We start from the raw sequence: 19,630 nt of genomic DNA on the forward strand, positions 1-19,630 counted from the left end.
GAGCGCCAGGTGCTGTGGAAGCATGTGTTCCGCAACGCGCTGATTCCCATCATCACCGGCTTTCCCGCGGCCTTCATCGGCGCATTCTTCGCGGGCTCGCTGCTGATAGAAACCCTGTTCTCGCTCGACGGCCTGGGGCTGCTGAGCTATGAAAGCGTGATCCGGCGCGACTATCCGGTCGTGCTTGGAACCCTGTATCTGTTCACGCTGATCGGCCTGGTGACCAAGCTGATCAGCGACCTTTGCTATGTCTGGGTGGATCCACGTGTCAAGTTCGACTGATTCCACATCTGCTGCGCCTTCGCTGCGCCCTTCGCGGTCGCCCGCGCGCCGCGCCTGGCAGCGTTTCGAGCGCAACCGCCTGGGCTACTGGAGCCTGATCGTCTTCTGCGCGATGGTGCTGCTGAGCCTGGGCGCCGAGCTGCTGAGCAACGACCGACCCATCGTCGTGCATTACCAGGGCCAGACCTATTGGCCGCTGTGGAACGACTACCCCGAGACCACGTTTGGCGGCGATTTCGAGACCACGACCGACTACCTAGATCCGTTCATCGCCGAGCAGCTGGCCGCGCCCGGCAACTGGGCGGTCTACACGCCCAACCGTTACGGCCCGCAGTCGATCAACTATTTCGCGGCGCTGCCCAACCCCTCGCCGCCGAGCGCGGCCAACTGGCTGGGCACGGACGACCGCGGGCGCGACCTGCTCGCGCAGCTGATCTACGGCTTTCGCGTGAGCGTGCTGTTCGCGCTGGCGCTGACCGTCACCGGTGTGCTGCTGGGCGTCATCACGGGAGCGATCCAGGGCTTTTTCGGCGGCCGGACCGACCTCGCGTTCCAGCGCTTCATCGAGATCTGGGGCTCCATGCCCGAGCTCTACCTGCTGATCATCTTCAGCGCGCTGTTCGCGCCCAGCATCGCCTTGCTGCTGGTGCTGCTGAGCCTGTTCGGCTGGATGGGGCTGTCCGACTACGTGCGCGCCGAGTTCCTGCGCAATCGCCAGCTCGACTATGTGAAGGCCGCGCGCGCTTTGGGCGTGGGCAATGCGCAGATCATCTGGCGCCACATCCTGCCCAACAGTCTCACGCCCGTGGTCACCTTCCTGCCGTTTCGCATGAGCGCCGCGATTCTCGCGCTGACATCGCTAGACTTCCTGGGCCTGGGCGTGCCGCCGGGCACCCCCAGCCTGGGCGAGCTGCTGAGCCAGGGCAAGAACAGCATCGATGCCTGGTGGATTTCGCTGGGCACGTTTGCCGTGCTGGTGAGCACTTTGCTGCTGCTGACTTTCATGGGCGACGCGCTGCGCGATGCGCTCGATCCGCGCAAGGCCCAGGTATCGGAAAAAGCATGACGCAAATGAACCCATCCTCCACGCCACTGCTCGACGTGCGCGACCTGCAGGTGCGCTTTGGCGACAAGCAGGTGGTGCATGGCGTGAACTTCCAGCTGCATGCGGGTGAAAAGCTGGCGCTGGTCGGCGAGTCGGGTTCGGGCAAGACCGTGACCGCGCTGTCGCTGCTGCGCCTGGCAGGCGAGGCGCGCATCAGCGGCCAGGTGCTGTTTGACGGCCGCGATCTGCTGGCGCTGTCCGAGCGCGAAATGCGCGGCGTGCGCGGCGGCGACGTGGCGATGATCTTCCAGGAGCCGATGACGGCGCTGAACCCGCTGATGACGGTCGGCGATCAGGTCGCTGAAGTGCTGCAGCTCAAGCAGTCGCTGTCGCTCGCCCAGGCCGGCAAGCAGGCCGTCGAATTGCTTGCCACCACGGGCATTCCGGAGCCCGAGCGGCGCGCGCGTTCGTTTGCCCATCAGCTCAGCGGCGGCCAGCGCCAGCGCGCGATGATTGCCATGGCGCTGGCGTCCGCGCCCAAGCTGCTGCTGGCCGACGAGCCGACGACGGCGCTCGATGTCACGCTGCGCGTGCAGATCCTGGAGCTGCTCGGCGAGCTGCAGCGCCAGACCGGCATGGCGCTGCTGCTGATCACCCATGACCTGAACCTGGTGCGCCGCTTTGCCGACCGCGCCGCGGTCATGGAGCGCGGACTGCTGGTCGAACAGGGTCCGGTGCACGAAGTTTTCGCCCACCCCCAGCATGCCTATACACGGCGCCTGATCGGCAGCGTGCCGCAGCGCGACGTGGTGGAGTCGCCGCCGCGCGCAGACAAGGTGCTGGTCGAGACACAGCAGCTGCAGGTGCGCTACGCGACGCCGCTGCCCGGGCTGCGCGGCTGGTTCCGCAAGGGCGAGTTTGTTGCCGTCAAGGGCGTTGACCTGCGCCTGCTGCCGCACCACACGCTGGGCATCGTGGGCGAATCGGGCTCGGGCAAGTCAACGCTGGCCCAGGCCATTTTGGGCCTGCTGCCGTCCGACGGGCAACTGCGCATCAATGGCCAGGCCTGGCATCTGCCAGCCACGCGCAACAGTCCGGCCAACCAGGCGCTGCGCCGCAGCGTGCAGGTGGTGTTCCAGGACCCGTTCTCGTCGCTGTCGCCGCGCCTCACGGTGGAGGAGATCGTCGGCGAAGGGCTGCGCGTGCACGCGGCCACCGGCGTGGCAGTCGATCGTCGCCAGCGTGTGGAGCAGGCCCTGGCCGACGTCGGCCTGACCGAGCTGCAGTACCCGGGGCTGATGCAGCGCTATCCGCATGAGTTTTCCGGCGGCCAGCGCCAGCGCCTGGCGATCGCGCGCGCACTGATAGTGCAGCCGCAGCTGCTGGTGCTCGACGAGCCGACCAGCGCGCTCGACGTGACGGTGCAGCAGCAGGTGCTGGCGCTGCTGCAGCGGCTGCAGAAGGAGCGCGGCCTGAGCTATCTGCTGATCACCCACGACGTCGAAGTGATACGCGCCATGGCCCACGATGTGATGGTGATGAAGGACGGCGAAGTGCTCGAGGCCGGGCCCGTATCCCAGGTGCTCGATGCACCGCGCCACCCCTATACCCAGCGCCTCGTGGCCGCGGCGACGCTTTCCTAGGCCATGCTGTTCAATTCATGAATTGAATGAACTAGTGAAGTAAATCGCAAGCCATCAATAGAAAATTGTTTCTCCCTATCATGGGGCGCATATTTGCCACCAGGAGAACCAATGACCGTCACCCAAGCCGAACTTGCCGTAGAGACCGGGGCCGCGGCCTTGATGGCGGGCCTGGCCCCACAGCAGGTGCTGGTCGACGACGGCGTGCAGCTGCACACCTGGGTCGGCGGCCAGGGGCCGGCGCTGCTGCTGGTGCACGGCCATCCGCAGACGGCGGTGATCTGGCACCGGCTGGTGCCCGAGCTGTCGCGGCATTTCACGCTGGTCGTTCCCGACCTGCGCGGCTACGGCGATTCGTCCAAGCCGCGCGGCGCTGCCGACCATGCAAACTACAGCAAGCGCCGCATGGCGCGCGATCTGCTGGTGCTGATGCAGCAGCTGGGCCATGGCCGCTTCAGCGTGCTGGCCCACGACCGCGGCGCGCGCGTCGCCCACAGGCTCGCCATGGACCATGGGCCGGCCGTCGAGCGGCTGGTGCTGCTCGACATCGCGCCCACGCTGGCCATGTATGAGCAGACCAACGAGGATTTCGCGCGCGCCTACTGGCACTGGTTCTTTCTGATCCAGCCCGCACCATTGCCCGAACGCCTGATCGAGGCCGATGCCGCGGCCTATGTGCGTGATGTGATGGGCGGGCGCAGCGCGGGGCTGGGGCCGTTTGATGCGAGAGCGCTGGGCGAATACATGCGCTGCCTGGCGCTGCCGGGCGCGGCGCATGGCGTGTGCGAGGATTACCGCGCCGCGGCGGGCATAGACCTGGTGCACGAGCGCGAAGACCGGCAAACGGGACTGCGCCTGAGCGTGCCACTGCTGGTGCTGTGGGGAGAGCAGGGCGTGGTGCACCGCTGCTTCGAGCCTCTGAAGGAATGGCAGAAAATCGCCGACGACGTGCGTGGCTGGCCTCTGCCTTGCGGCCACTACATTGCGGAAGAAGCGCCGCAGGCGCTGCTGGACGCCGCGCTGCCTTTTCTGCAAGGGCGCGGTGCCTGAGCCTGAATGGCGCTCAGCTGCCTGTAGGGTTGGCACCGTCCTGCATCACCCACAGGATGCGGTCCAGATCGACGCCGATCTGCTGGGCCTGGGCCAGCAGATGCTGGCGCACGCCGGTCGGCAGCACGGGCGTGCGCGAGAGAATCCAGAAGTCGTCGAGGCTGGAGCCTATGACCATGGCCCAGCGGTATTGCTCATCGAGCGCGACCACGTTGTAGCCGCCGTAGAAAGGCCCGAAGAACGAGACTTTGAGCGCGGCTTCGTCCGAGCTGCCGACAAACTGCGCCTTGCCGCGTGCTTCCTGCCAGCGGTTGCGGCGCGGATCGAAACCGCGGTTCACCACCTGCACGCTGCCGTTGGGTGCAAGGCTGTATTCGGCGCGCGTGCGCACCAGGCCTTTCTCGAAACGCTGGTCTATGCGCGCCACTTCATACCAGCGGCCCAGATAGCGCGAGATGTCGAAGTTGCCCACGGGCTGCACCGACGCCGGCCGTGCGGGGCTGCGCAAGGCCATCCAGGCCAGATAGGCAATCGCACCGGCGCTCACCGCCACTGCGACCGCGGAGCCGGTGCGCCTGGCCGATGCGGGCAGGCGAGCATGGTCCAGGCGACTGCGCAGGTCATCGAAGGAGGGCAGTTGGCGAGGGGTGTGACGGGACATAGAACTCCTTGGACGGTGTTGACAATCAACGCCTGCGCGCGGCGGTGGGGCCGTTAACAGGTCGTCAGCACTTTTATGGTGAGGGCGCTGCGCCCATTACCAACAATCTACCGCGCGCCGCGTGCGCCGCGTGTAGGTGTTTGCTGGCATGCTGCGGTCAGCGAAGGACGACGTTTGCGCGCGCTGCGGTCGTGCAGGCCGCGTCATTCGTCGTCGGCGGGCGCTTGCGGGGCGATCGCGCCCAGCGGCCGGCCCGCGGGGCGTTCGCCGATCTGCTGGCGCCACATCGCGTAGTACAGACCCTTGCGCTCGAGCAGCTCGGCATGGCTGCCGGCTTCGACCACGCGTCCGCGCTCGAGCACCATGATGGTCTGGGCATGCAGGATGGTCGACAGGCGGTGGGCGATCAGCAGCGTGATGCGGTTGGACTGCTGCGACACCCGGCGCACGGTGGCGGTGATCTGCTCTTCGGTCAGCGAATCCAGCGCCGACGTGGCTTCGTCGAAGATCAGCAGCCGCGGATCGCGCACCAGCGCGCGCGCGATCGACAGCCGCTGCTTCTCGCCGCCGGACAGCCGCACGCCCGACTCGCCTATCGGCGTGTCCAGGCCCAGCGGCGAACGCTCGAGCAGGTGCAGGCACGAGGCCTGCTCGAGCGCCGTGAGGATGTCTGCGTCGGTCGCATCGGGTTTGACGAACAGCATGTTCTCGCGCAGCGTGCCGGCGAACAGATGGGTCTCCTGGGTCACGAAGCCGATCTGGCGGCGCACTTCGTTGTAGCGCAGCTGCTGCGTCGGTATGCCGTTGAAGGCAATGGTGCCGGCCTGGGGCGTGTAGAGGCCTACGAGCAGCTTGACCAGCGTCGACTTGCCCGAGCCCGAAGGACCGACAAAGGCAATGGTGTCGCCCAGCTTGGCCGAGAACGACACGCCGTCGAGCGCCTTGTCGCTCGCACCCTGGTGCTGGAATTCGACCTGGTCGAAGCTCAGGTCCTGCACCAGGCCCACGCGCTGCGGGTTGGCGGGGCGCTTTTCCACGGGCTTCTTCATCAGCGTGTCGAAGTTCAGCAGCGAGGCCTCGGCTTCGCGCCAGGCGACGATGATGTTGCCCAGCTCCTGCAGCGGCGCGAAGATCGCGACCGAGATGAACTGCATGGCGATCAGCTCGCCGGTGCTCAGCACATCGCGGAAGATCAGCCACAGCAGCGCAAACAGTATGCCCAGCTTCAGCAGGCTCAGCGTCGAGCCCTGCAGGAACGACAGCAGGCGTATGCGCTTGACCTTGAGCATCTCGAGCGCAAAGATCTTCTCGGTCTGGGCCTGCAGGCGGCGCACTTCGGGGAAAGTGAGCCCCAGGCTCTTGATCAGTTCGATGTTGCGCAGCGACTCGGTGATGAAGCCCGAGTTGCGGTTGGTCTCGCGCACGATGGAGCGCTGCTGGTTGCGGATCTCGCGGCTGAGCAGGCCGGTCAGGCCGCCGAGCACCAGCACGCCGATCAGGAACACCGGCACCAGCGCCCAATGCCGCGTGACCGAGTACCAGACCAGAAAGCTGATGCCGACGACGGCGGCGAACACGGTGTTGATGAAGGTGTTGATGAAGCGCTCGCTGTCGGCGCGCGCCTTTTGCAGCAGCGACAAGGTCTCGCCGGTGCGCATCTCGGCGAACTCCTGGTATTTGAGCCGCATCACCTGGCGCAGGCCGTCGTTGAACAGCTGCGTGCCCAGCTTTTGCACCACCAGCCGGGTCACATACTCCTGCAGCGCCTTGGCCAGGCGCGAACCTATGGCCACGACCACGGCCAGGCCCAGCAGGCGCAGCACGCCGGAAATCAGCTCGGCATCGGTCTTGTCGCCGGGATGCACGGCGTAGCCATCGATGATCTTGCCGAAAATGATAGGGTCCACAAGCGCCAGCACCTGGCTGATCGCGGCCAGCAGCAGCGCCAGCCAGGCGAGCCGGGCGTGGGGCTTCAGGTAGGTCCAGAGTATGTGCATAGCCGACTCTTATCCGCTGTCCTGTGGGACTGCGCTGTCGGACAGCAGCCCGTTGCATGCATGCAAAGCCGGCTTTCGCAGCGATAACGCGCGTCGGCATATGACTTTGCCGTGCAGGCAGGGCCCAGGCTGTGGCTTAATAGCGGCTTCAAATCGCTTTTTTCATTGAAGGATGTCCCATGGGCAACAAGATCGTTACCGAAGCCGACCGCAAGTTCACGCCCCAGCCTCCCCTGCCCAACGGTTATAGCCTGCCCACGGCTGGCCGCGGTCAGCGCGTGAGCAAGGAACGTGGCGTCGCTACGCGCTCGAAGAAGAACCCCGGCAAGCGCGTGCACCAAGGCGGCTGAGCTGCGGCTTCGCTTCCCTGAAAAAAAGCCCTCTCGAGGGCTTTTTTGCTTTTTGGCGTGCAGTTTCAGTGCCGCTCTTGCCCGCGTTCATGCAGCAGCCTGCGCAGCGTCTGCACTTCTTCCATCAGATCGGCCGCGAGTGCCGCGAGCTGTGGATCGGCATCGTATGCCGTTTCAAGATGCGCGATGCGCCGGGCGCGCAGCAGCGTGCGGCTGCTGAAGCGCCATTCGCTGTCGCCCTGGCCACTGTCGCCATCGATGTGCAGCACTTCTTCCTGCACGCGCTGCACCACCCAGCCCGTGGGCTGGGCGCAGGCGTGGGCCAGTTGCGCAATATCGAGCGCTGCCGTGTCCAGCACTTCGCAGGGCGTGCAGAAAGGGGAGGGAGCGGCGGTCATGGCATTTTCCTCATGGCAGGTTCAGGCATTGCGCGCGTTGAAGTGCGGAAAGGCCTGAGAGAACGCTTCGTAGGCCTTGCGGCTGGCTTCGTCGTTGGCCGGCGGCAGCGCGATATCGAGCAGCAAATACATGTCTCCGGGCGTCTGGGCGGGCAGGCCCTTGCCGCGCAGGCGCAGCTGGCGGCCTTTTTTCCAGCCCGCGGGCACGTTGACTTCGAGCGTGCCGGCGAGCGTCGCCACTTCGATGGGGCCGCCCAGAGCCGCTTCCCAGGGCGCGATCGCCACATGCTGGTACACGTCCTTGTCCTTGGCGTACCAACGGGGGTCGGGGCGAAAACGCACCTCCAGCAGCAGGTCTCCGGATGATCCCTGGCCCAGGCCCGGGCTGCCGTGGCCCGCGAGGCGTATCAGCTGTCCTTCCTTGACGCCTTTCGGAATGGTGACCTGGAGCTCGCGCGTCTTTTCCACGGCGTGGCCCTGGGCATCGAGCGCGGCACTGCGCACCTGCAGCGAGCGCTCGGTGCCGCGATAGCTGTCTTCCAAGTCCAGCTCGATGACCGCGTGGTGGTCGCGACCCTTGCGGTCGGGCGGCGTCTGGCCGCGCGCATGGGTCTGCCGGGCATAGGCGGTGCGGCCGAACAGTTGGTCGAAGAAGTCGCTGTAGTCCTCGCTGTCGGTGCCGCCGTTCTGATGGAATGCATGGTCCTCGTCCCAGTGGGGTGGAGGACGGAAACCGCCGTGCGCGCCAAAGTCCGGCGGCGGCTCGGCGCCGAGCTGGTCGTAGGCCGCGCGCTTTTCGGGATCGGACAGCACGGTGTTGGCTTCATTGAGCTCGGCCATGCGGCGCGCGGACTCTGGGTCCTGGCTCAGGTCGGGATGGTGCTTGCGCGCCAGGCGCCGGTAGGCTTTCTTGATGTCCTGGGCGCTTGCCTTGGGATCGACACCGAGGATCTTGTAATAGTCCTTGAAATCCATTCAGGGGTTCTCCATGGCGACTGCAAGCTAGAGCAAAGGTGCACCCTGGCGTTCCTGGGGAACCCAGAGCAGCTGTTCGGTGTTGACGCCCGCGAGGCGCGCCTGGTGCAGCACATTGGCCCGGTCTGCGGGGCGCAGCACGGGCGAGCGCGACAGCACCCACACGCGTTCGGCGCTGTTGCCCAGAACGAGGGCCCAGCGGTAGTCGGCATCGAGCGCAACTACATGGTAGTCGCTGGTGACCGTGCCATGGGACGAAATTTTCAGCGCGCCTTCGTGCGCCGCGCCCGCGGGCAGGGCCAGGCTTTCGCGCTTGGTCCACTGCCTGCGCTCGGGATCGAGGCCGCGCTGCACCATGGACAGCGAGCCGTCGGCGTTGCTGCGGTAATAGACGCCGGTCTGTATCAATCGCTGTTCCGCCGGATGGTCCATGCGCGCGAGCACGAACCAGGGTCCCGCATAACGTTGGGCGTCGAAATTCTGGATCACCGCGATATCGCGCGGCACGGGATGCGTATGGGCGCTGAGCCCGCAGGCGAACACCAGGCCGCACAGCAGCATCGCCAGCAACCAGTAGCGCGGCGGATCGCCGGTTTGGAGAAAGCCTGCAGCGAACATGAGCGACTCCCTGAAGGCCGCCACAGCCCGGCTGCGGATGCCCATGGTTGAAGGACTGGAACCAATGTAGCAGAGCCCTCGTCGTCGCATGTAGGCCGGCGCTGGCACGGAATGTCGGCTGAGTAGGGGCTAGGCGCGTGCCTCTGGTTGTCCCTCTAGCCCGTGCCTAAGCGAAGCCGTAGATTCGGAAGTCTCTAAGCATGACAGGCGAGCGATTCATGGCAGGTTTGAAATGGGGGAGGCCAAATGCAGGGCGCAGCGGTTCTGCCCGTCACGCGCTTCTTGCCGCGGTGCTGCTGGGAGCGCTCTCTCCAGGCGCGCGGGCCCAGGAAAATGCCATGGAAAACGCGCCCGTCGATTCCATGGCCTGGCGCGTCAAGGCCTGCAGTGCCTGCCATGGCGACCAGGGCCGGGCCAGTCCCGAAGGCTATTTCCCGCGGCTTGCGGGCAAGCCTGCCGATTACCTGTTCCGGCAGATGCTCAATTTTCGCGATGGCCGGCGCAGCCACACGCAGATGGCCTATCTGCTGGCGCCGCTGACCGATGACTATCTGCGTGAGATGGCCGAACACTTTGCACGCCGCGAAGTCCCGTATCCCGCGCCGCTGCGGTCGCAGGCCGCGCCGGCGGTGCTGGCCCAGGGCCAGGCGCTGGTCATGCACGGCGATGCGGCGCGCGGCCTGCCCGCCTGTGTCGCCTGCCACGGCGCGGTGATGACAGGGGCGCTGCCCGCCGTGCCCGGCCTGCTGGGCCTGTCGCGTGACTATCTCAACAGCCAGCTGGGCGCCTGGCGCACCGGCGCGCGCCACGCCCAGGCCCCCGATTGCATGGCCGCGATCGCGCGCAAGCTGTCGGTGCAGGAAGTGGGAGCGGTGTCGGCCTGGCTGGCCGCCCAGCCCGTGCCCCAGGGTGGCAAGCCGCTCGCGCAGCTGCCCGGTCCGGCGCCCATGGCCTGCGCCGGCATGCAGGCCGAACATGCCGCACACCAGGAGGGCAAGTGATGCGCAAATCATTGATGCGATGGCTGCTGGCCCTGTGCGGGCTGCTGATGGCGGGCCTGGCCCTTGTGGCCTGGCTCAATCTGCGCGGCGAAGCCGCGGGTGCGCAATTGTTCCGTGAACCGGGAGCGGCCATCGCGCCGGCTTCGCCCGCCCTGATTGAAAAAGGCGCCTATCTGGCGCGCGCGGGCAATTGCATGGCCTGCCATACCGCGCAGGGCGGCGCGGAGTATGCGGGCGGACGCACGATAGAGACGCCGTTTGGCGTGATCCATGCGCCCAACCTCACGCCCGATCCCGAGACCGGCCTGGGCCGCTGGACGCCCGATGCGTTCTGGCGCGCGCTGCACCATGGGCGTTCACAGGACGGCCGTCTGCTGTACCCGGCCTTTCCCTATCCCCAGTACACGCGCGTCGTGCGCGAGGATGCCGACGCGCTGTTCGCCTATCTGCAAAGCCTGGCGCCGGTGCATGCGCCGGCCAAGGCGCATGCGCTCACGTTTCCGTTCAACACCCAGGCGGCGCTGGCTGTCTGGCGTGCCTTGTATTTCCGCGCCGAAGCGTGGCAGCCCGCGGCCGATGCGCCGGCCGAATGGAACCGCGGCGCCTACCTGGTGCAGGGGCTGGGGCATTGCGCCGCCTGCCATTCGGCGCGCAACAGTTGGGGGGCCTCGGTGGAGGAAGGCCTGATGCGCGGGGGCATGATGGCGCTGCAGGACTGGTATGCGCCGGCGCTGGGCGGTGCGCTGGGACCACGCGAGGATCTGGTGCGGTTGTTGAAGACCGGGGTCTCTCCTTCCGCCTCGGCCAGCGGACCCATGGCCGAAGTGGTGTTTCGCAGCACCCAGTATCTGACGACCACCGACCTGCAGGCCATGGCCACATATCTGCAGACGCTGCCCGCGCCCCAGGCACCGGCCACGCCGGTGGCCAAGGCCAACGATGCCTTGCTCGGCGCCAAGGTCTATACCCAGCACTGCGCGCAATGCCATGGCGAGCAGGGCGAAGGCCGGCCCGGGGCATTCGGCGCGCTGGCCGGCAATCGTGCGGTGAATCTTGCGGACGGCAGCAACGTGGTGCGCATGGTGCTGCAGGGCGGCTACCCGCCGGCCACGGCCGGCAATCCGCGCCCGCATGGAATGCCCCCGTTTTCCCATCAACTGAGTGACGCGCAGATAGCCGCCGTGTCGTCCTATGTCCGACAATCGTGGGGCAACATGGCGCCAGCGGTTGGTACCATCGAGGTTTACCGGGCACGCGAGAAAAAGCGGCCTTGAAGGAGTGGGAATGGAGAGTGAGCGGCCCCCGGCGGGCAAGCAATGGCTGGTGGTCTGCCTGTGCGCGCAATGGTGCGGTGTCTGCAAGGACTACCGCCAGGGTTTCGAAGACCTCGCGGCAAGTCACCCCGAGGCACGTTTCGTCTGGCTCGACATCGAGGACCGTGAAGATGTCGCCGGCGATCTCGATATAGAAACTTTTCCCAGCCTCTTGATTTCCGACGCGCAGCACGCACGTTTTCTGGGACCGCTGCTGCCGCAGTTGCCGGTGCTGTCCCGACTTCTGGTATCGTTGCAGCGCACCGGGCCGGCGCCCGTGGCAGTATCCGCGCAGGCGCAGGCCTTGCGCGATCGCATTCTTGCGGCGGGCCTGTGAGCTGCCGCCAGCGGTTGCGCGCACAGCGTTTGGGTGCCGTTTGCGAGCCCTGACAATGGTTTGCGGGTACAATATAGGACTCACGACCAAACGGGCGGGTACATACCGCCCGTTTTTTTTGGTCGGTTGCATTTGGAGCTCGAAGCTGTCGGATGGGTTTTCCGGGGGTTATCGGGTTTTTTGTATTTGCAGAGATGGAATTGAATACACGTGGCACTACAGCAAATCGTTGAACAAACAGTCGCAGGCCTGGGTTATGACTTGGTGGAGATCGAGCGCTCCGCAGGAGGACTGCTGCGCGTCACCATCGATTTGCCCTGGCAGGCTCCCACGCCGGAAACGCAGGCATTGCCGGAGCAGTACATCACGGTCGAAGACTGTGAGAAGGTTACGCGCCAGCTGCAGTTTGCGCTCGAGGTCGATGGTGCGGAATACACGCGCCTGGAAGTCTCGTCGCCTGGCATCGACCGGCCTTTGCGCCACGAGCAGGACTTTGTTCGCTTTGAAGGCGAAGTGATCGACCTGACGCTCAAGGAGCCGATCGGCACCGCGGCGGCAGGGCAGGTCAGCGCCAATCGCAAGAAATTCCGGGGCACGCTCGAGCGCAGCGAGACCGGTGGCTGGCAAATCGTCTGGAGCGATGAGCCGGCAGTCAAGCCAGGTCAGCGCGTGAGCAAGAAGCGTGTGCCCGCGCCGTTGCAGGCTTTGGGATTCGCACTCGATGAGCTGCGCGAGGCACGCCTGGCGCCGCTGGTGGATTTCAAGGGCAGGGCCGGTAAAGCCGCTTCCTGAGCGGGTGCCACTGCAGGTCAAATAGTACGGGGCTCAAAGCGGCTAACACAACCCGGCAAATCGTGGATTTGCGGTTGAGACTAGGTGCCCCCTCGGAGTGAATGAAATAGGAGAGTCATCGCATGAATCGCGAATTGTTGATGTTGGTAGAGGCCATTTCGCGCGAGAAGAACGTCGAGCGCGATGTGGTCTTTGGTGCCGTGGAATTGGCTCTGGCCCAGGCCACGAAGAAGCTGTACCAGGGCGAAGTGGATATCCGCGTGGCCATCGACCGTGATAGCGGTGATTACGACACCTTCCGTCGCTGGTTGGTCGTGCCTGATGACGCCGGCCTGCAGAACCCCGAAGCCGAAGAAATGCTCATGGACGCGCAGGACCGCGTTCCGGACATCGAAGTCGGCGAGCACATCGAAGAAGAAGTCGAGTCGGTGCCTATCGGCCGTATCGGCGCCATGGCCGCCAAGCAGGTGATCCTGCAGAAGATCCGTGACGCCGAGCGCGAAATGCTGCTCAACGACTTCATGGCGCGCGGTGAAAAGATCTTCACCGGCACCGTCAAGCGCATGGACAAGGGCGACATCATCGTCGAAGGCGGACGCGTCGAAGGACGCCTGCGCCGCAGCGAAATGATCCCCAAGGAAAACCTGCGCAACGGCGACCGCGTGCGCGCCATGATCATGGAAGTCGACCTGACGCTGCGCGGCGCTCCCATCATCCTGTCGCGTTCGGCGCCCGAATTCATGGTGGAACTGTTCCGCAATGAAGTGCCCGAAATCGAACAGGGTCTGCTGGAAATCAAGAGTTGCGCACGCGATCCCGGCAGCCGTGCGAAAATCGCCGTGATCTCGCATGACAAGCGCGTGGACCCCATCGGGACCTGCGTCGGTGTGCGCGGCACGCGCGTCAACGCCGTGACCAACGAGTTGGCCGGCGAGCGCGTCGACATCGTGCTGTGGTCGGAAGACCCGGCGCAGTTCGTGATCGGTGCGCTGGCCCCGGCGAACGTGTCGTCCATCGTGGTCGACGAAGAAAAACATGCCATGGACGTGGTGGTTGACGAGGAAAACCTCGCCATCGCCATCGGCCGCGGCGGCCAGAACGTACGTCTGGCTTCCGACCTCACCGGTTGGAAAATCAACATCATGGACGCAGCCGAGTCTGCGCAAAAACAGGCCGACGAGACGGATACCGCTCGCCGCCTGTTCATGGAAAATCTGGATGTCGACGAGGAAATCGCCGACATCCTGATCGAAGAAGGTTTCGCCAGCCTGGAAGAAGTGGCCTATGTGCCGCTGCAGGAAATGCTGGAAATCGAGAGCTTCGACGAAGACACCGTGAACGAGCTGCGGGCGCGAGCCAAGGACGCTCTGCTCACGATGGAAATCGCACGCGAGGAAAATGTCGACACGGTTTCGCAGGATCTGCGCGACCTCGAGGGGTTGACGCCTGAGCTGGTGGCCAAGCTGGCCGACGGTGGCGTGCATACGCGGGATGACTTGGCCGATTTGGCCATTGACGAACTGACCGAACTGACCGGGCAGTCTGCCGACGAAGCGAAAGCTTTGATCATGAAGGCACGTGAACATTGGTTCACCGGGCAAGAGTAAGGTCAGGGAGGAACGAACCGAATATGTCGAGTAACACTGTTGCTGAGTTTGCTGCTGAACTCAAAAAAACACCCGAAACCTTGTTGCAACAACTGAGCTTTGCTGGTGTTGCCAAGGCCTCGGCTTCCGATGCGTTGACCGAGTCCGATAAACAGAAATTGCTCTCGCACCTGCAAGCCAGTCATGGCACAGGCGGAGCTGACCGCAAGAAAATCACATTGACGAAAAAGTCGACGAGCGAAATCAAGCAGGCTGATGCCACTGGCCGGGCCCGCACCATTCAAGTGGAAGTGCGCAAGAAGCGCACCTTCATCAAGCGTGACGAAAGCGGCGAAGCCGGTTCCGAAGGCGAAGCACAGGTCAGCGAAGAGCAGGCCGGCACTGAACGCGAATCCGATGAATTGGTGCGGCGGGAAGAGGCAGCTCGCCATCAGGTGGAGCTGATCAGCCAGCAGGAGGAAGAACTGGTGGAAAAACGCCGTGAGCGCGAAGAGCGCGAACGCCGGGAGCGTGAAGCCGAGGAGCGGGCAGTAGCCTACGCTGCTCAGGAAGCCGCAAAGATTGCCCAGGCGACTGCGCAGAAGGCCGAGGCCTCGCGCGAATACAAGGCCGAAACGGCTGCCCGCAATGCAGCCCAGACCGCTGCACGCGAAAAGGCCGAGGAAGAGTCGCGCTCGCGCGCTGCTGAAGAAGCAGCCCGGGCGAAGGACCTCGACGAACGCCGCCGCAAGGCCCAGGCCGAAGCCGAAGCGATTCGCGCCATGATGGCAGCGCCCAAGCGCGTGCTCGTCGCGAAGAAGCCCGAAGAGCCGGTCAAGCCGGCCGTCGTGGCCAAGCCCGCGGGCGACGCCAAGAAGGGTACGCTGCACAAGCCTGCCACGGGTTCGACCACGGCCCGCACGGGCGGTCCAGCCGCGCCTGCGGCCGGCGCCGGCAAGGAAGTCAAGTCCGCCAAGCTGTCTTCCAGCTGGGCTGGCGACGGCAAGAAGAAGGAAATCAAGACCCGCGGCGACAGCGGCCCCAGCCGCAGCGGCGGTGGCGGCAGCAACTGGCGCGGCGGTCCGCGCGGCGGCAGCCGTCGTGGCGGCGGCAACGATCGCAACGATCACCACCAGCAAGCGCAGGCGGAGTTCCGGGCGATCGAAGTGCACGTGCCTGAAACCATCACGGTTTCCGAACTCGCGCACAAGATGTCGGTCAAGGCGTCCGAACTGATCAAGATCCTGATGAAGATGGGCCAGATGGTCACCATCAATCAGCCTCTGGACCAGGACACCGCGATGATCGTGGTCGAAGAAATGGGCCACACCGCCAAGGTCGCGGCCCTGGACGATCCCGAAGCCTTCACGTTCGAGGAAACCTCGCAACAGGAAGCCGAAGCCCTGCCGCGCGCTCCTGTGGTGACGGTGATGGGTCACGTCGATCACGGCAAGACCTCGCTGCTCGACTACATCCGTCGCTCCAAGGTCGCTGGCGGCGAAGCCGGCGGCATCACGCAGCACATCGGTGCCTACCATGTGAAGACCGAACGCGGCATGGTGTCGTTCCTCGACACCCCGGGTCACGAGGCCTTCACGGCCATGCGTGCCCGCGGTGCCCAGGCAACCGACATCGTGATTCTGGTGGTTGCAGCCGACGACGGCGTGATGCCCCAGACGAAGGAAGCCATCAAGCACGCCAAGGCGGCCGGTGTTCCCATCGTCGTGGCCATCACCAAGGCCGACAAGCCCGATGCCAACTTCGAGCGCGTCAAGCAAGAGCTGGTGGTGCAGGAAGTCGTGCCTGAAGAGTACGGCGGCGAGTCGCCTTTCGTGCCCGTGTCTTCCAAGACCGGCATGGGCATAGACGAACTGCTCGAACAGGTGCTGCTGCAGGCCGAAGTGCTGGAGCTGCGCGCTCCGGTCGACGCCGCCGCCAAGGGCCTGGTCATCGAAGCCCAGCTCGACAAGGGCCGCGGTCCTGTCGCGACGGTGCTGATACAGTCCGGTACCCTCAAGGTGGGTGACGTGGTTCTGGCCGGCCAGACCTATGGCCGCGTGCGCGCCATGGTCGACGAAAACGGCAAGGCCACCAAGACCGCTGGTCCTTCGATTCCGGTCGAAATCCAGGGTCTGTCGGATGTGCCCGCGGCCGGCGACGAATTCATGGTGCTGACCGACGAACGTCGTGCCCGTGAAATCGCCACCTACCGTGCCGGCAAGTTCCGCCACACCAAGCTGGCCAAGCAACAAGCCGCCAAGCTGGAAAACATGTTTGCCGAAATGACGGCGGGCGATCTGCAGACCCTGCCCATCATCATCAAGGCCGACGTGCAGGGTTCGCAAGAAGCCCTGGGCCAGTCGCTGCTCAAGCTGTCGACCGAAGAAGTGCGCGTGCAGCTGGTGTATGCCGGCGTGGGCGGCATCAGCGAGTCCGACATCAACCTGGCGATTGCCTCCAAGGCCATCGTCATCGGCTTCAACGTGCGCGCCGATGCGAATGCACGCAAGGCCGCCGAGAACAACGACGTCGAGATCCGTTACTACAACATCATTTATGACGCTGTGGACGAACTCAAGGCGGCAATGTCCGGCATGCTGGCTCCCGAGCAGCGCGAAGAGATCATCGGTATGGCCGAGATCCGCACCGTGTTCGTGGCGACGAAGATTGGCACGATTGCCGGTTCGTACATCACCTCCGGCCAGGTCACCCGCAATGCACGCTTCCGCCTGCTGCGCGAAAACGTGGTGATCTACACTGGCGAGATCGAATCGATCAAGCGTCTCAAGGACGACGTCAAGGAAGTCAAGGAAGGCTTCGAGTGCGGTATCAAGCTCAAGAACTACAACGACATCAAGGAAGGTGACGTGCTGGAAGTCTTTGAGATCAAGGAAATCGCACGGACGCTGTAATCCATGGCTGCCAAGAAACGCGCTGCGCCGAATCGCAGCTTCAAAGTCTCCGACCAGATCCAGCGGGATCTGTCGGAGCTGATCGCCCGGGAGTTGAAGGACCCGCGCGTGGGCATGGTGACCCTGCAAGGGGTGGAGGTGACTCCGGACTATGCACACGCCAAGGTGTTCTTCAGCATCCTCACGGGGGATCCCGACCAGACGCTCGAAGGTCTGAACCAGGCTGCGGGCTTTCTGCGCAGCGGCCTGTTCAAGCGCCTGCACATCCACACCGTGCCCACGCTGCACTTCGTCTACGACCGTACGACGGAACGCGCTTCGGACATGAACGCCTTGATCGCCAAGGCAGTTTCTTCGCGCGCGAAAGAAGACTGAGCATGAACGCGCCTCGCACACGGGTGCAGCGGCGCCCTGTGCATGGGGTGTTGCTGCTCGACAAACCGCTGGGGTTTTCCAGCAATGACGCTTTGCAGAAGGTGAAGTGGTTGTTGCGCGCGGAAAAAGCCGGTCATACCGGCACCCTGGATCCCCTGGCCAGCGGCGTTTTGCCGCTGTGCTTTGGTGCCGCCACCAAGTTCAGCCAGCTGCAGCTTGAAGCGGCCAAGACCTATATTGCCATTGCCCGCCTGGGCACGACCACGACGACCGCGGACGCGGAAGGCGAGATCGTGCGCGAGCGGCCCGTGGATCTCGCGGCGATCACGCCCGAACGACTGCAGGCCGTGGCCAGGCAGTTTTCCGGGCCGATTTCGCAGGTGCCGCCCATGCACAGTGCCCTCAAGAAGGACGGCAAGGCGCTCTACGAATACGCCCGCGAAGGCATCGAGATCGAGCGCCCTGCGCGCGCGGTCACGATCCATGCGCTTGACGTGAGTCTGTGCGAAGACGCTGACGGCTTTGCGGCCGTCAAGCTGGTCGTGACCTGCAGCAAGGGCACCTATATCCGCACCCTGGGTGAGGATGTGGGCGAAGCGCTGGGCTGTGGTGCGCACCTCAGGTTCCTGCGCCGCACCGACACGGGCGGATTGGGGCTTGAAGGCTGCGTCACGCTCGAAGCGCTCGAAGCCATGGACGAGGAACAGCGCCTGTTGCACGTGCAGCCACCGCAAATGTTGCTGCATGAACACACGCCTGTCACGCTGAACGAGTACGATGCCGGACGTTTTCTGTCGGGCATGCGCCGACGGGGCGACTGGCCGGATGCCTCGGCAGTGGCCGTTTATGGAACAGAGCCTCACGCTTTATTGGGAGTAGGCCATGTGCTGGCCGGGGAGCTGATCCCCGACCGCCTGCTGAGCCCCTTGGAAATTCAACAAATTTTGGAAGGCACGCCGCGCCCAACAGACCGCGGCATTTTGGAAACTTTATGAGTACACAAATCCGCAACATCGCGATCATTGCGCACGTTGACCACGGTAAAACCACCATGGTCGATCAGCTTCTGCGCCAGTCCGGCACTTTTGCCGAGCATGAAAAGGTGGTCGACACCGTCATGGACAACAATGCCATCGAGCGCGAGCGCGGCATTACCATTCTGGCCAAGAACTGTGCCGTCAGCTGGGAAGGCACCCACATCAACATTCTCGACACGCCCGGTCACGCCGACTTCGGCGGTGAAGTCGAGCGCGCGCTGTCGATGGTCGACGGCGTGGTGCTGCTGATCGACGCGCAAGAGGGCCCCATGCCCCAGACGCGTTTCGTGACGAAGAAGGCCCTGGCCCTGGGCCTGCGCCCCATCGTCGTGGTCAACAAGGTGGACAAGCCCGGTGCGCGTCCCGACTACGTGGTCAACGCCGCTTTCGACCTGTTCGACAAGCTCGGCGCCACCGATGAACAGCTCGACTTCCCCGTCGTCTACGCTTCGGGCATCAACGGCTGGTCGTCGACCGAAGAAGGCGCTCCCGGCGAACAGTGGGGCACCGACATGTCGGCCCTGTTCAACACCATTCTGAACCACGTGCCTTCGATCCAGGGCGACGCAGCGGCTCCCCTGCAGATGCAGGTGTCGGCACTCGACTACTCCACGTTCGTGGGCCGTATCGGTGTGGCGCGCATCTCCCAGGGCACCGTCAAGGCAGGCCAGGAAGTGATGATCATGGCCGGCCCCGAAGGCAAGGCCTACAAGGGTCGTATCAACCAGATCCAGAAGTTCCAGGGCATCGATCGCGTGCAAGTCACCGAAGCCGGCCCCAGCGAAATCGTGCTGGTCAACGGTATCGAAAACCTGGGCATCGGCGAGACCATCACCGATCCGCTCGATCCCCAGCCCATGCCCATGCTCAAGATCGATGAACCGACCTTGACCATGAACTTCTGCGTGAACAACTCGCCGCTGGCGGGTCGTGAAGGCAAGTTCGTGACCAGCCGCCAGATCTGGGACCGCCTGCAAAAGGAACTGCGTTCGAACGTGGCCCTGCGCGTCAAGGAAACCGACGAAGACGGCATTTTCGAAGTGTCGGGCCGCGGCGAACTGCACCTGACCATTCTGCTGGAAGAAATGCGCCGCGAAGGCTACGAGCTGGCTGTGTCCAAGCCGCGCGTCGTGTTCCGCGACATCAACGGTGAAAAGAACGAGCCTATCGAGCTGGTCACCGCCGACGTCGAAGAAACCCACCAAGGCGGCGTGATGCAAGCCCTGGGCGAGCGCAAGGGCGAGCTGGTCAACATGGA

19 protein-coding genes are annotated in these 19,630 nt (G+C 64.6%); 14 read left to right on the forward strand and 5 right to left on the reverse strand.

Features of this window, described 5'->3' with window-relative positions:
• The 4 genes from RR928_RS19730 to RR928_RS19745 all read left to right on the forward strand — a co-directional run.
• Positions 1–282 (forward strand): ABC transporter permease subunit (locus RR928_RS19730; protein ID WP_332683885.1); only part of this gene is annotated, 282 nt, incomplete at its 5' end.
• Positions 248–1,348 (forward strand): ABC transporter permease, encoded by a 1,101-nt coding sequence (locus RR928_RS19735; protein WP_332683887.1) that lies wholly within the window; start codon positions 248–250, stop codon positions 1,346–1,348. The genes RR928_RS19730 and RR928_RS19735, both read left to right, overlap by 35 nt.
• A gap of 5 nt (positions 1,349–1,353) precedes the next feature.
• Complete coding sequence (locus RR928_RS19740; RefSeq protein ID WP_332683889.1) at positions 1,354–2,970, forward strand: ABC transporter ATP-binding protein; 1,617 nt, start codon at positions 1,354–1,356, stop codon at positions 2,968–2,970.
• A 111-nt stretch (positions 2,971–3,081) separates the two neighbouring features.
• Positions 3,082–4,020: an alpha/beta fold hydrolase gene (locus RR928_RS19745; protein ID WP_442881930.1), complete on the forward strand. Its 939-nt coding sequence runs from the start codon at positions 3,082–3,084 to the stop codon at positions 4,018–4,020.
• Positions 4,021–4,033: 13 nt separating this feature from the next.
• Here RR928_RS19745 and RR928_RS19750 read toward each other — a convergent pair whose 3' ends face one another.
• A complete protein-coding gene (locus RR928_RS19750; RefSeq protein WP_332538191.1) occupies positions 4,034–4,681 on the reverse strand; it encodes a lipocalin family protein in 648 nt (215 codons plus the stop codon).
• Positions 4,682–4,884: 203 nt separating this feature from the next.
• Complete coding sequence (locus RR928_RS19755) at positions 4,885–6,678, reverse strand: ABC transporter ATP-binding protein (RefSeq protein WP_332538190.1); 1,794 nt, start codon at positions 6,676–6,678, stop codon at positions 4,885–4,887.
• Between the two features lie 179 nt (positions 6,679–6,857).
• Between RR928_RS19755 and RR928_RS19760 the strand changes: the two genes are divergently transcribed.
• Positions 6,858–7,028: a hypothetical protein gene (locus RR928_RS19760; protein ID WP_332538189.1), complete on the forward strand. Its 171-nt coding sequence runs from the start codon at positions 6,858–6,860 to the stop codon at positions 7,026–7,028.
• 65 nt (positions 7,029–7,093) lie between these two features.
• Here RR928_RS19760 and RR928_RS19765 read toward each other — a convergent pair whose 3' ends face one another.
• Genes RR928_RS19765 through RR928_RS19775 form a run of 3 tightly spaced genes read right to left on the reverse strand, consistent with a single transcriptional unit; the run spans position 7,094 to position 9,019 of the window.
• Positions 7,094–7,426, reverse strand: coding sequence for a MerR family transcriptional regulator (locus RR928_RS19765; protein ID WP_332538188.1), 333 nt, complete (start codon positions 7,424–7,426; stop codon positions 7,094–7,096).
• A gap of 21 nt (positions 7,427–7,447) precedes the next feature.
• A complete protein-coding gene (locus tag RR928_RS19770) occupies positions 7,448–8,401 on the reverse strand; it encodes a DnaJ C-terminal domain-containing protein (RefSeq protein ID WP_332538185.1) in 954 nt (317 codons plus the stop codon).
• Between the two features lie 27 nt (positions 8,402–8,428).
• On the reverse strand, positions 8,429–9,019 hold the full coding sequence (locus tag RR928_RS19775; RefSeq protein ID WP_332538184.1) for a lipocalin family protein: 591 nt from the start codon (positions 9,017–9,019) through the stop codon (positions 8,429–8,431).
• A 338-nt stretch (positions 9,020–9,357) separates the two neighbouring features.
• Between RR928_RS19775 and RR928_RS19780 the strand changes: the two genes are divergently transcribed.
• From RR928_RS19780 to RR928_RS19820, 9 genes are all read left to right on the forward strand, one after another.
• Positions 9,358–10,020, forward strand: a complete 663-nt coding sequence (locus tag RR928_RS19780) for a c-type cytochrome (protein ID WP_332538183.1) — start codon at positions 9,358–9,360, stop codon at positions 10,018–10,020.
• Positions 10,020–11,294, forward strand: a complete 1,275-nt coding sequence (locus tag RR928_RS19785; protein WP_332538182.1) for a c-type cytochrome — start codon at positions 10,020–10,022, stop codon at positions 11,292–11,294. The genes RR928_RS19780 and RR928_RS19785 overlap by 1 nt, the downstream gene beginning before the upstream one ends.
• A gap of 10 nt (positions 11,295–11,304) precedes the next feature.
• On the forward strand, positions 11,305–11,670 hold the full coding sequence (locus tag RR928_RS19790) for a thioredoxin family protein (RefSeq protein ID WP_332538180.1): 366 nt from the start codon (positions 11,305–11,307) through the stop codon (positions 11,668–11,670).
• Between the two features lie 210 nt (positions 11,671–11,880).
• Positions 11,881–12,462, forward strand: a complete 582-nt coding sequence (gene rimP / locus RR928_RS19795; RefSeq protein ID WP_332538179.1) for a ribosome maturation factor RimP — start codon at positions 11,881–11,883, stop codon at positions 12,460–12,462.
• Between the two features lie 122 nt (positions 12,463–12,584).
• Positions 12,585–14,069 carry a transcription termination factor NusA gene (gene nusA / locus RR928_RS19800; protein ID WP_332538177.1) on the forward strand — a complete coding sequence of 495 codons (1,485 nt, stop codon included), beginning with the start codon at positions 12,585–12,587 and terminating at the stop codon, positions 14,067–14,069.
• Between the two features lie 23 nt (positions 14,070–14,092).
• Positions 14,093–16,960, forward strand: a complete 2,868-nt coding sequence (gene infB / locus RR928_RS19805) for a translation initiation factor IF-2 (protein WP_332538176.1) — start codon at positions 14,093–14,095, stop codon at positions 16,958–16,960.
• 3 nt (positions 16,961–16,963) lie between these two features.
• Positions 16,964–17,335 (forward strand): 30S ribosome-binding factor RbfA, encoded by a 372-nt coding sequence (rbfA, locus tag RR928_RS19810; RefSeq protein WP_332538175.1) that lies wholly within the window; start codon positions 16,964–16,966, stop codon positions 17,333–17,335.
• Between the two features lie 2 nt (positions 17,336–17,337).
• Entirely contained in the window at positions 17,338–18,330 is a 993-nt protein-coding gene (truB, locus tag RR928_RS19815; RefSeq protein WP_332538174.1) for a tRNA pseudouridine(55) synthase TruB, read from the forward strand.
• The coding region (locus tag RR928_RS19820; RefSeq protein ID WP_332683901.1) for a GTP-binding protein at positions 18,327–19,630 on the forward strand (1,304 nt) is incomplete at its 3' end. The genes truB and RR928_RS19820, both read left to right, overlap by 4 nt.

This window comes from Comamonas sp. (assembly GCF_036666375.1).
Taxonomy (GTDB): Bacteria; Pseudomonadota; Gammaproteobacteria; order Burkholderiales; family Burkholderiaceae_C; genus Comamonas.

Excerpts from the sequence above, each read along its gene's own strand:
- RR928_RS19735 (WP_332683887.1), top strand. The coding sequence starts at position 248 with ATGTCTGGGTGGATCCACGTGTCAAGTTCGACTGATTCCACATCTGCT.
- RR928_RS19740 (WP_332683889.1), top strand. The coding sequence starts at position 1,354 with ATGAACCCATCCTCCACGCCACTGCTCGACGTGCGCGACCTGCAGGTG.
- RR928_RS19745 (WP_442881930.1), top strand. The coding sequence starts at position 3,082 with ATGACCGTCACCCAAGCCGAACTTGCCGTAGAGACCGGGGCCGCGGCC.
- RR928_RS19750 (WP_332538191.1), bottom strand. The coding sequence starts at position 4,681 with ATGTCCCGTCACACCCCTCGCCAACTGCCCTCCTTCGATGACCTGCGC.
- RR928_RS19755 (WP_332538190.1), bottom strand. The coding sequence starts at position 6,678 with ATGCACATACTCTGGACCTACCTGAAGCCCCACGCCCGGCTCGCCTGG.
- RR928_RS19760 (WP_332538189.1), top strand. The coding sequence starts at position 6,858 with ATGGGCAACAAGATCGTTACCGAAGCCGACCGCAAGTTCACGCCCCAG.
- RR928_RS19765 (WP_332538188.1), bottom strand. The coding sequence starts at position 7,426 with ATGACCGCCGCTCCCTCCCCTTTCTGCACGCCCTGCGAAGTGCTGGAC.
- RR928_RS19770 (WP_332538185.1), bottom strand. The coding sequence starts at position 8,401 with ATGGATTTCAAGGACTATTACAAGATCCTCGGTGTCGATCCCAAGGCA.
- RR928_RS19775 (WP_332538184.1), bottom strand. The coding sequence starts at position 9,019 with ATGTTCGCTGCAGGCTTTCTCCAAACCGGCGATCCGCCGCGCTACTGG.
- RR928_RS19780 (WP_332538183.1), top strand. The coding sequence starts at position 9,358 with ATGGAAAACGCGCCCGTCGATTCCATGGCCTGGCGCGTCAAGGCCTGC.
- RR928_RS19785 (WP_332538182.1), top strand. The coding sequence starts at position 10,020 with ATGCGCAAATCATTGATGCGATGGCTGCTGGCCCTGTGCGGGCTGCTG.
- RR928_RS19790 (WP_332538180.1), top strand. The coding sequence starts at position 11,305 with ATGGAGAGTGAGCGGCCCCCGGCGGGCAAGCAATGGCTGGTGGTCTGC.
- nusA (WP_332538177.1), top strand. The coding sequence starts at position 12,585 with ATGAATCGCGAATTGTTGATGTTGGTAGAGGCCATTTCGCGCGAGAAG.
- infB (WP_332538176.1), top strand. The coding sequence starts at position 14,093 with ATGTCGAGTAACACTGTTGCTGAGTTTGCTGCTGAACTCAAAAAAACA.
- rbfA (WP_332538175.1), top strand. The coding sequence starts at position 16,964 with ATGGCTGCCAAGAAACGCGCTGCGCCGAATCGCAGCTTCAAAGTCTCC.
- truB (WP_332538174.1), top strand. The coding sequence starts at position 17,338 with ATGAACGCGCCTCGCACACGGGTGCAGCGGCGCCCTGTGCATGGGGTG.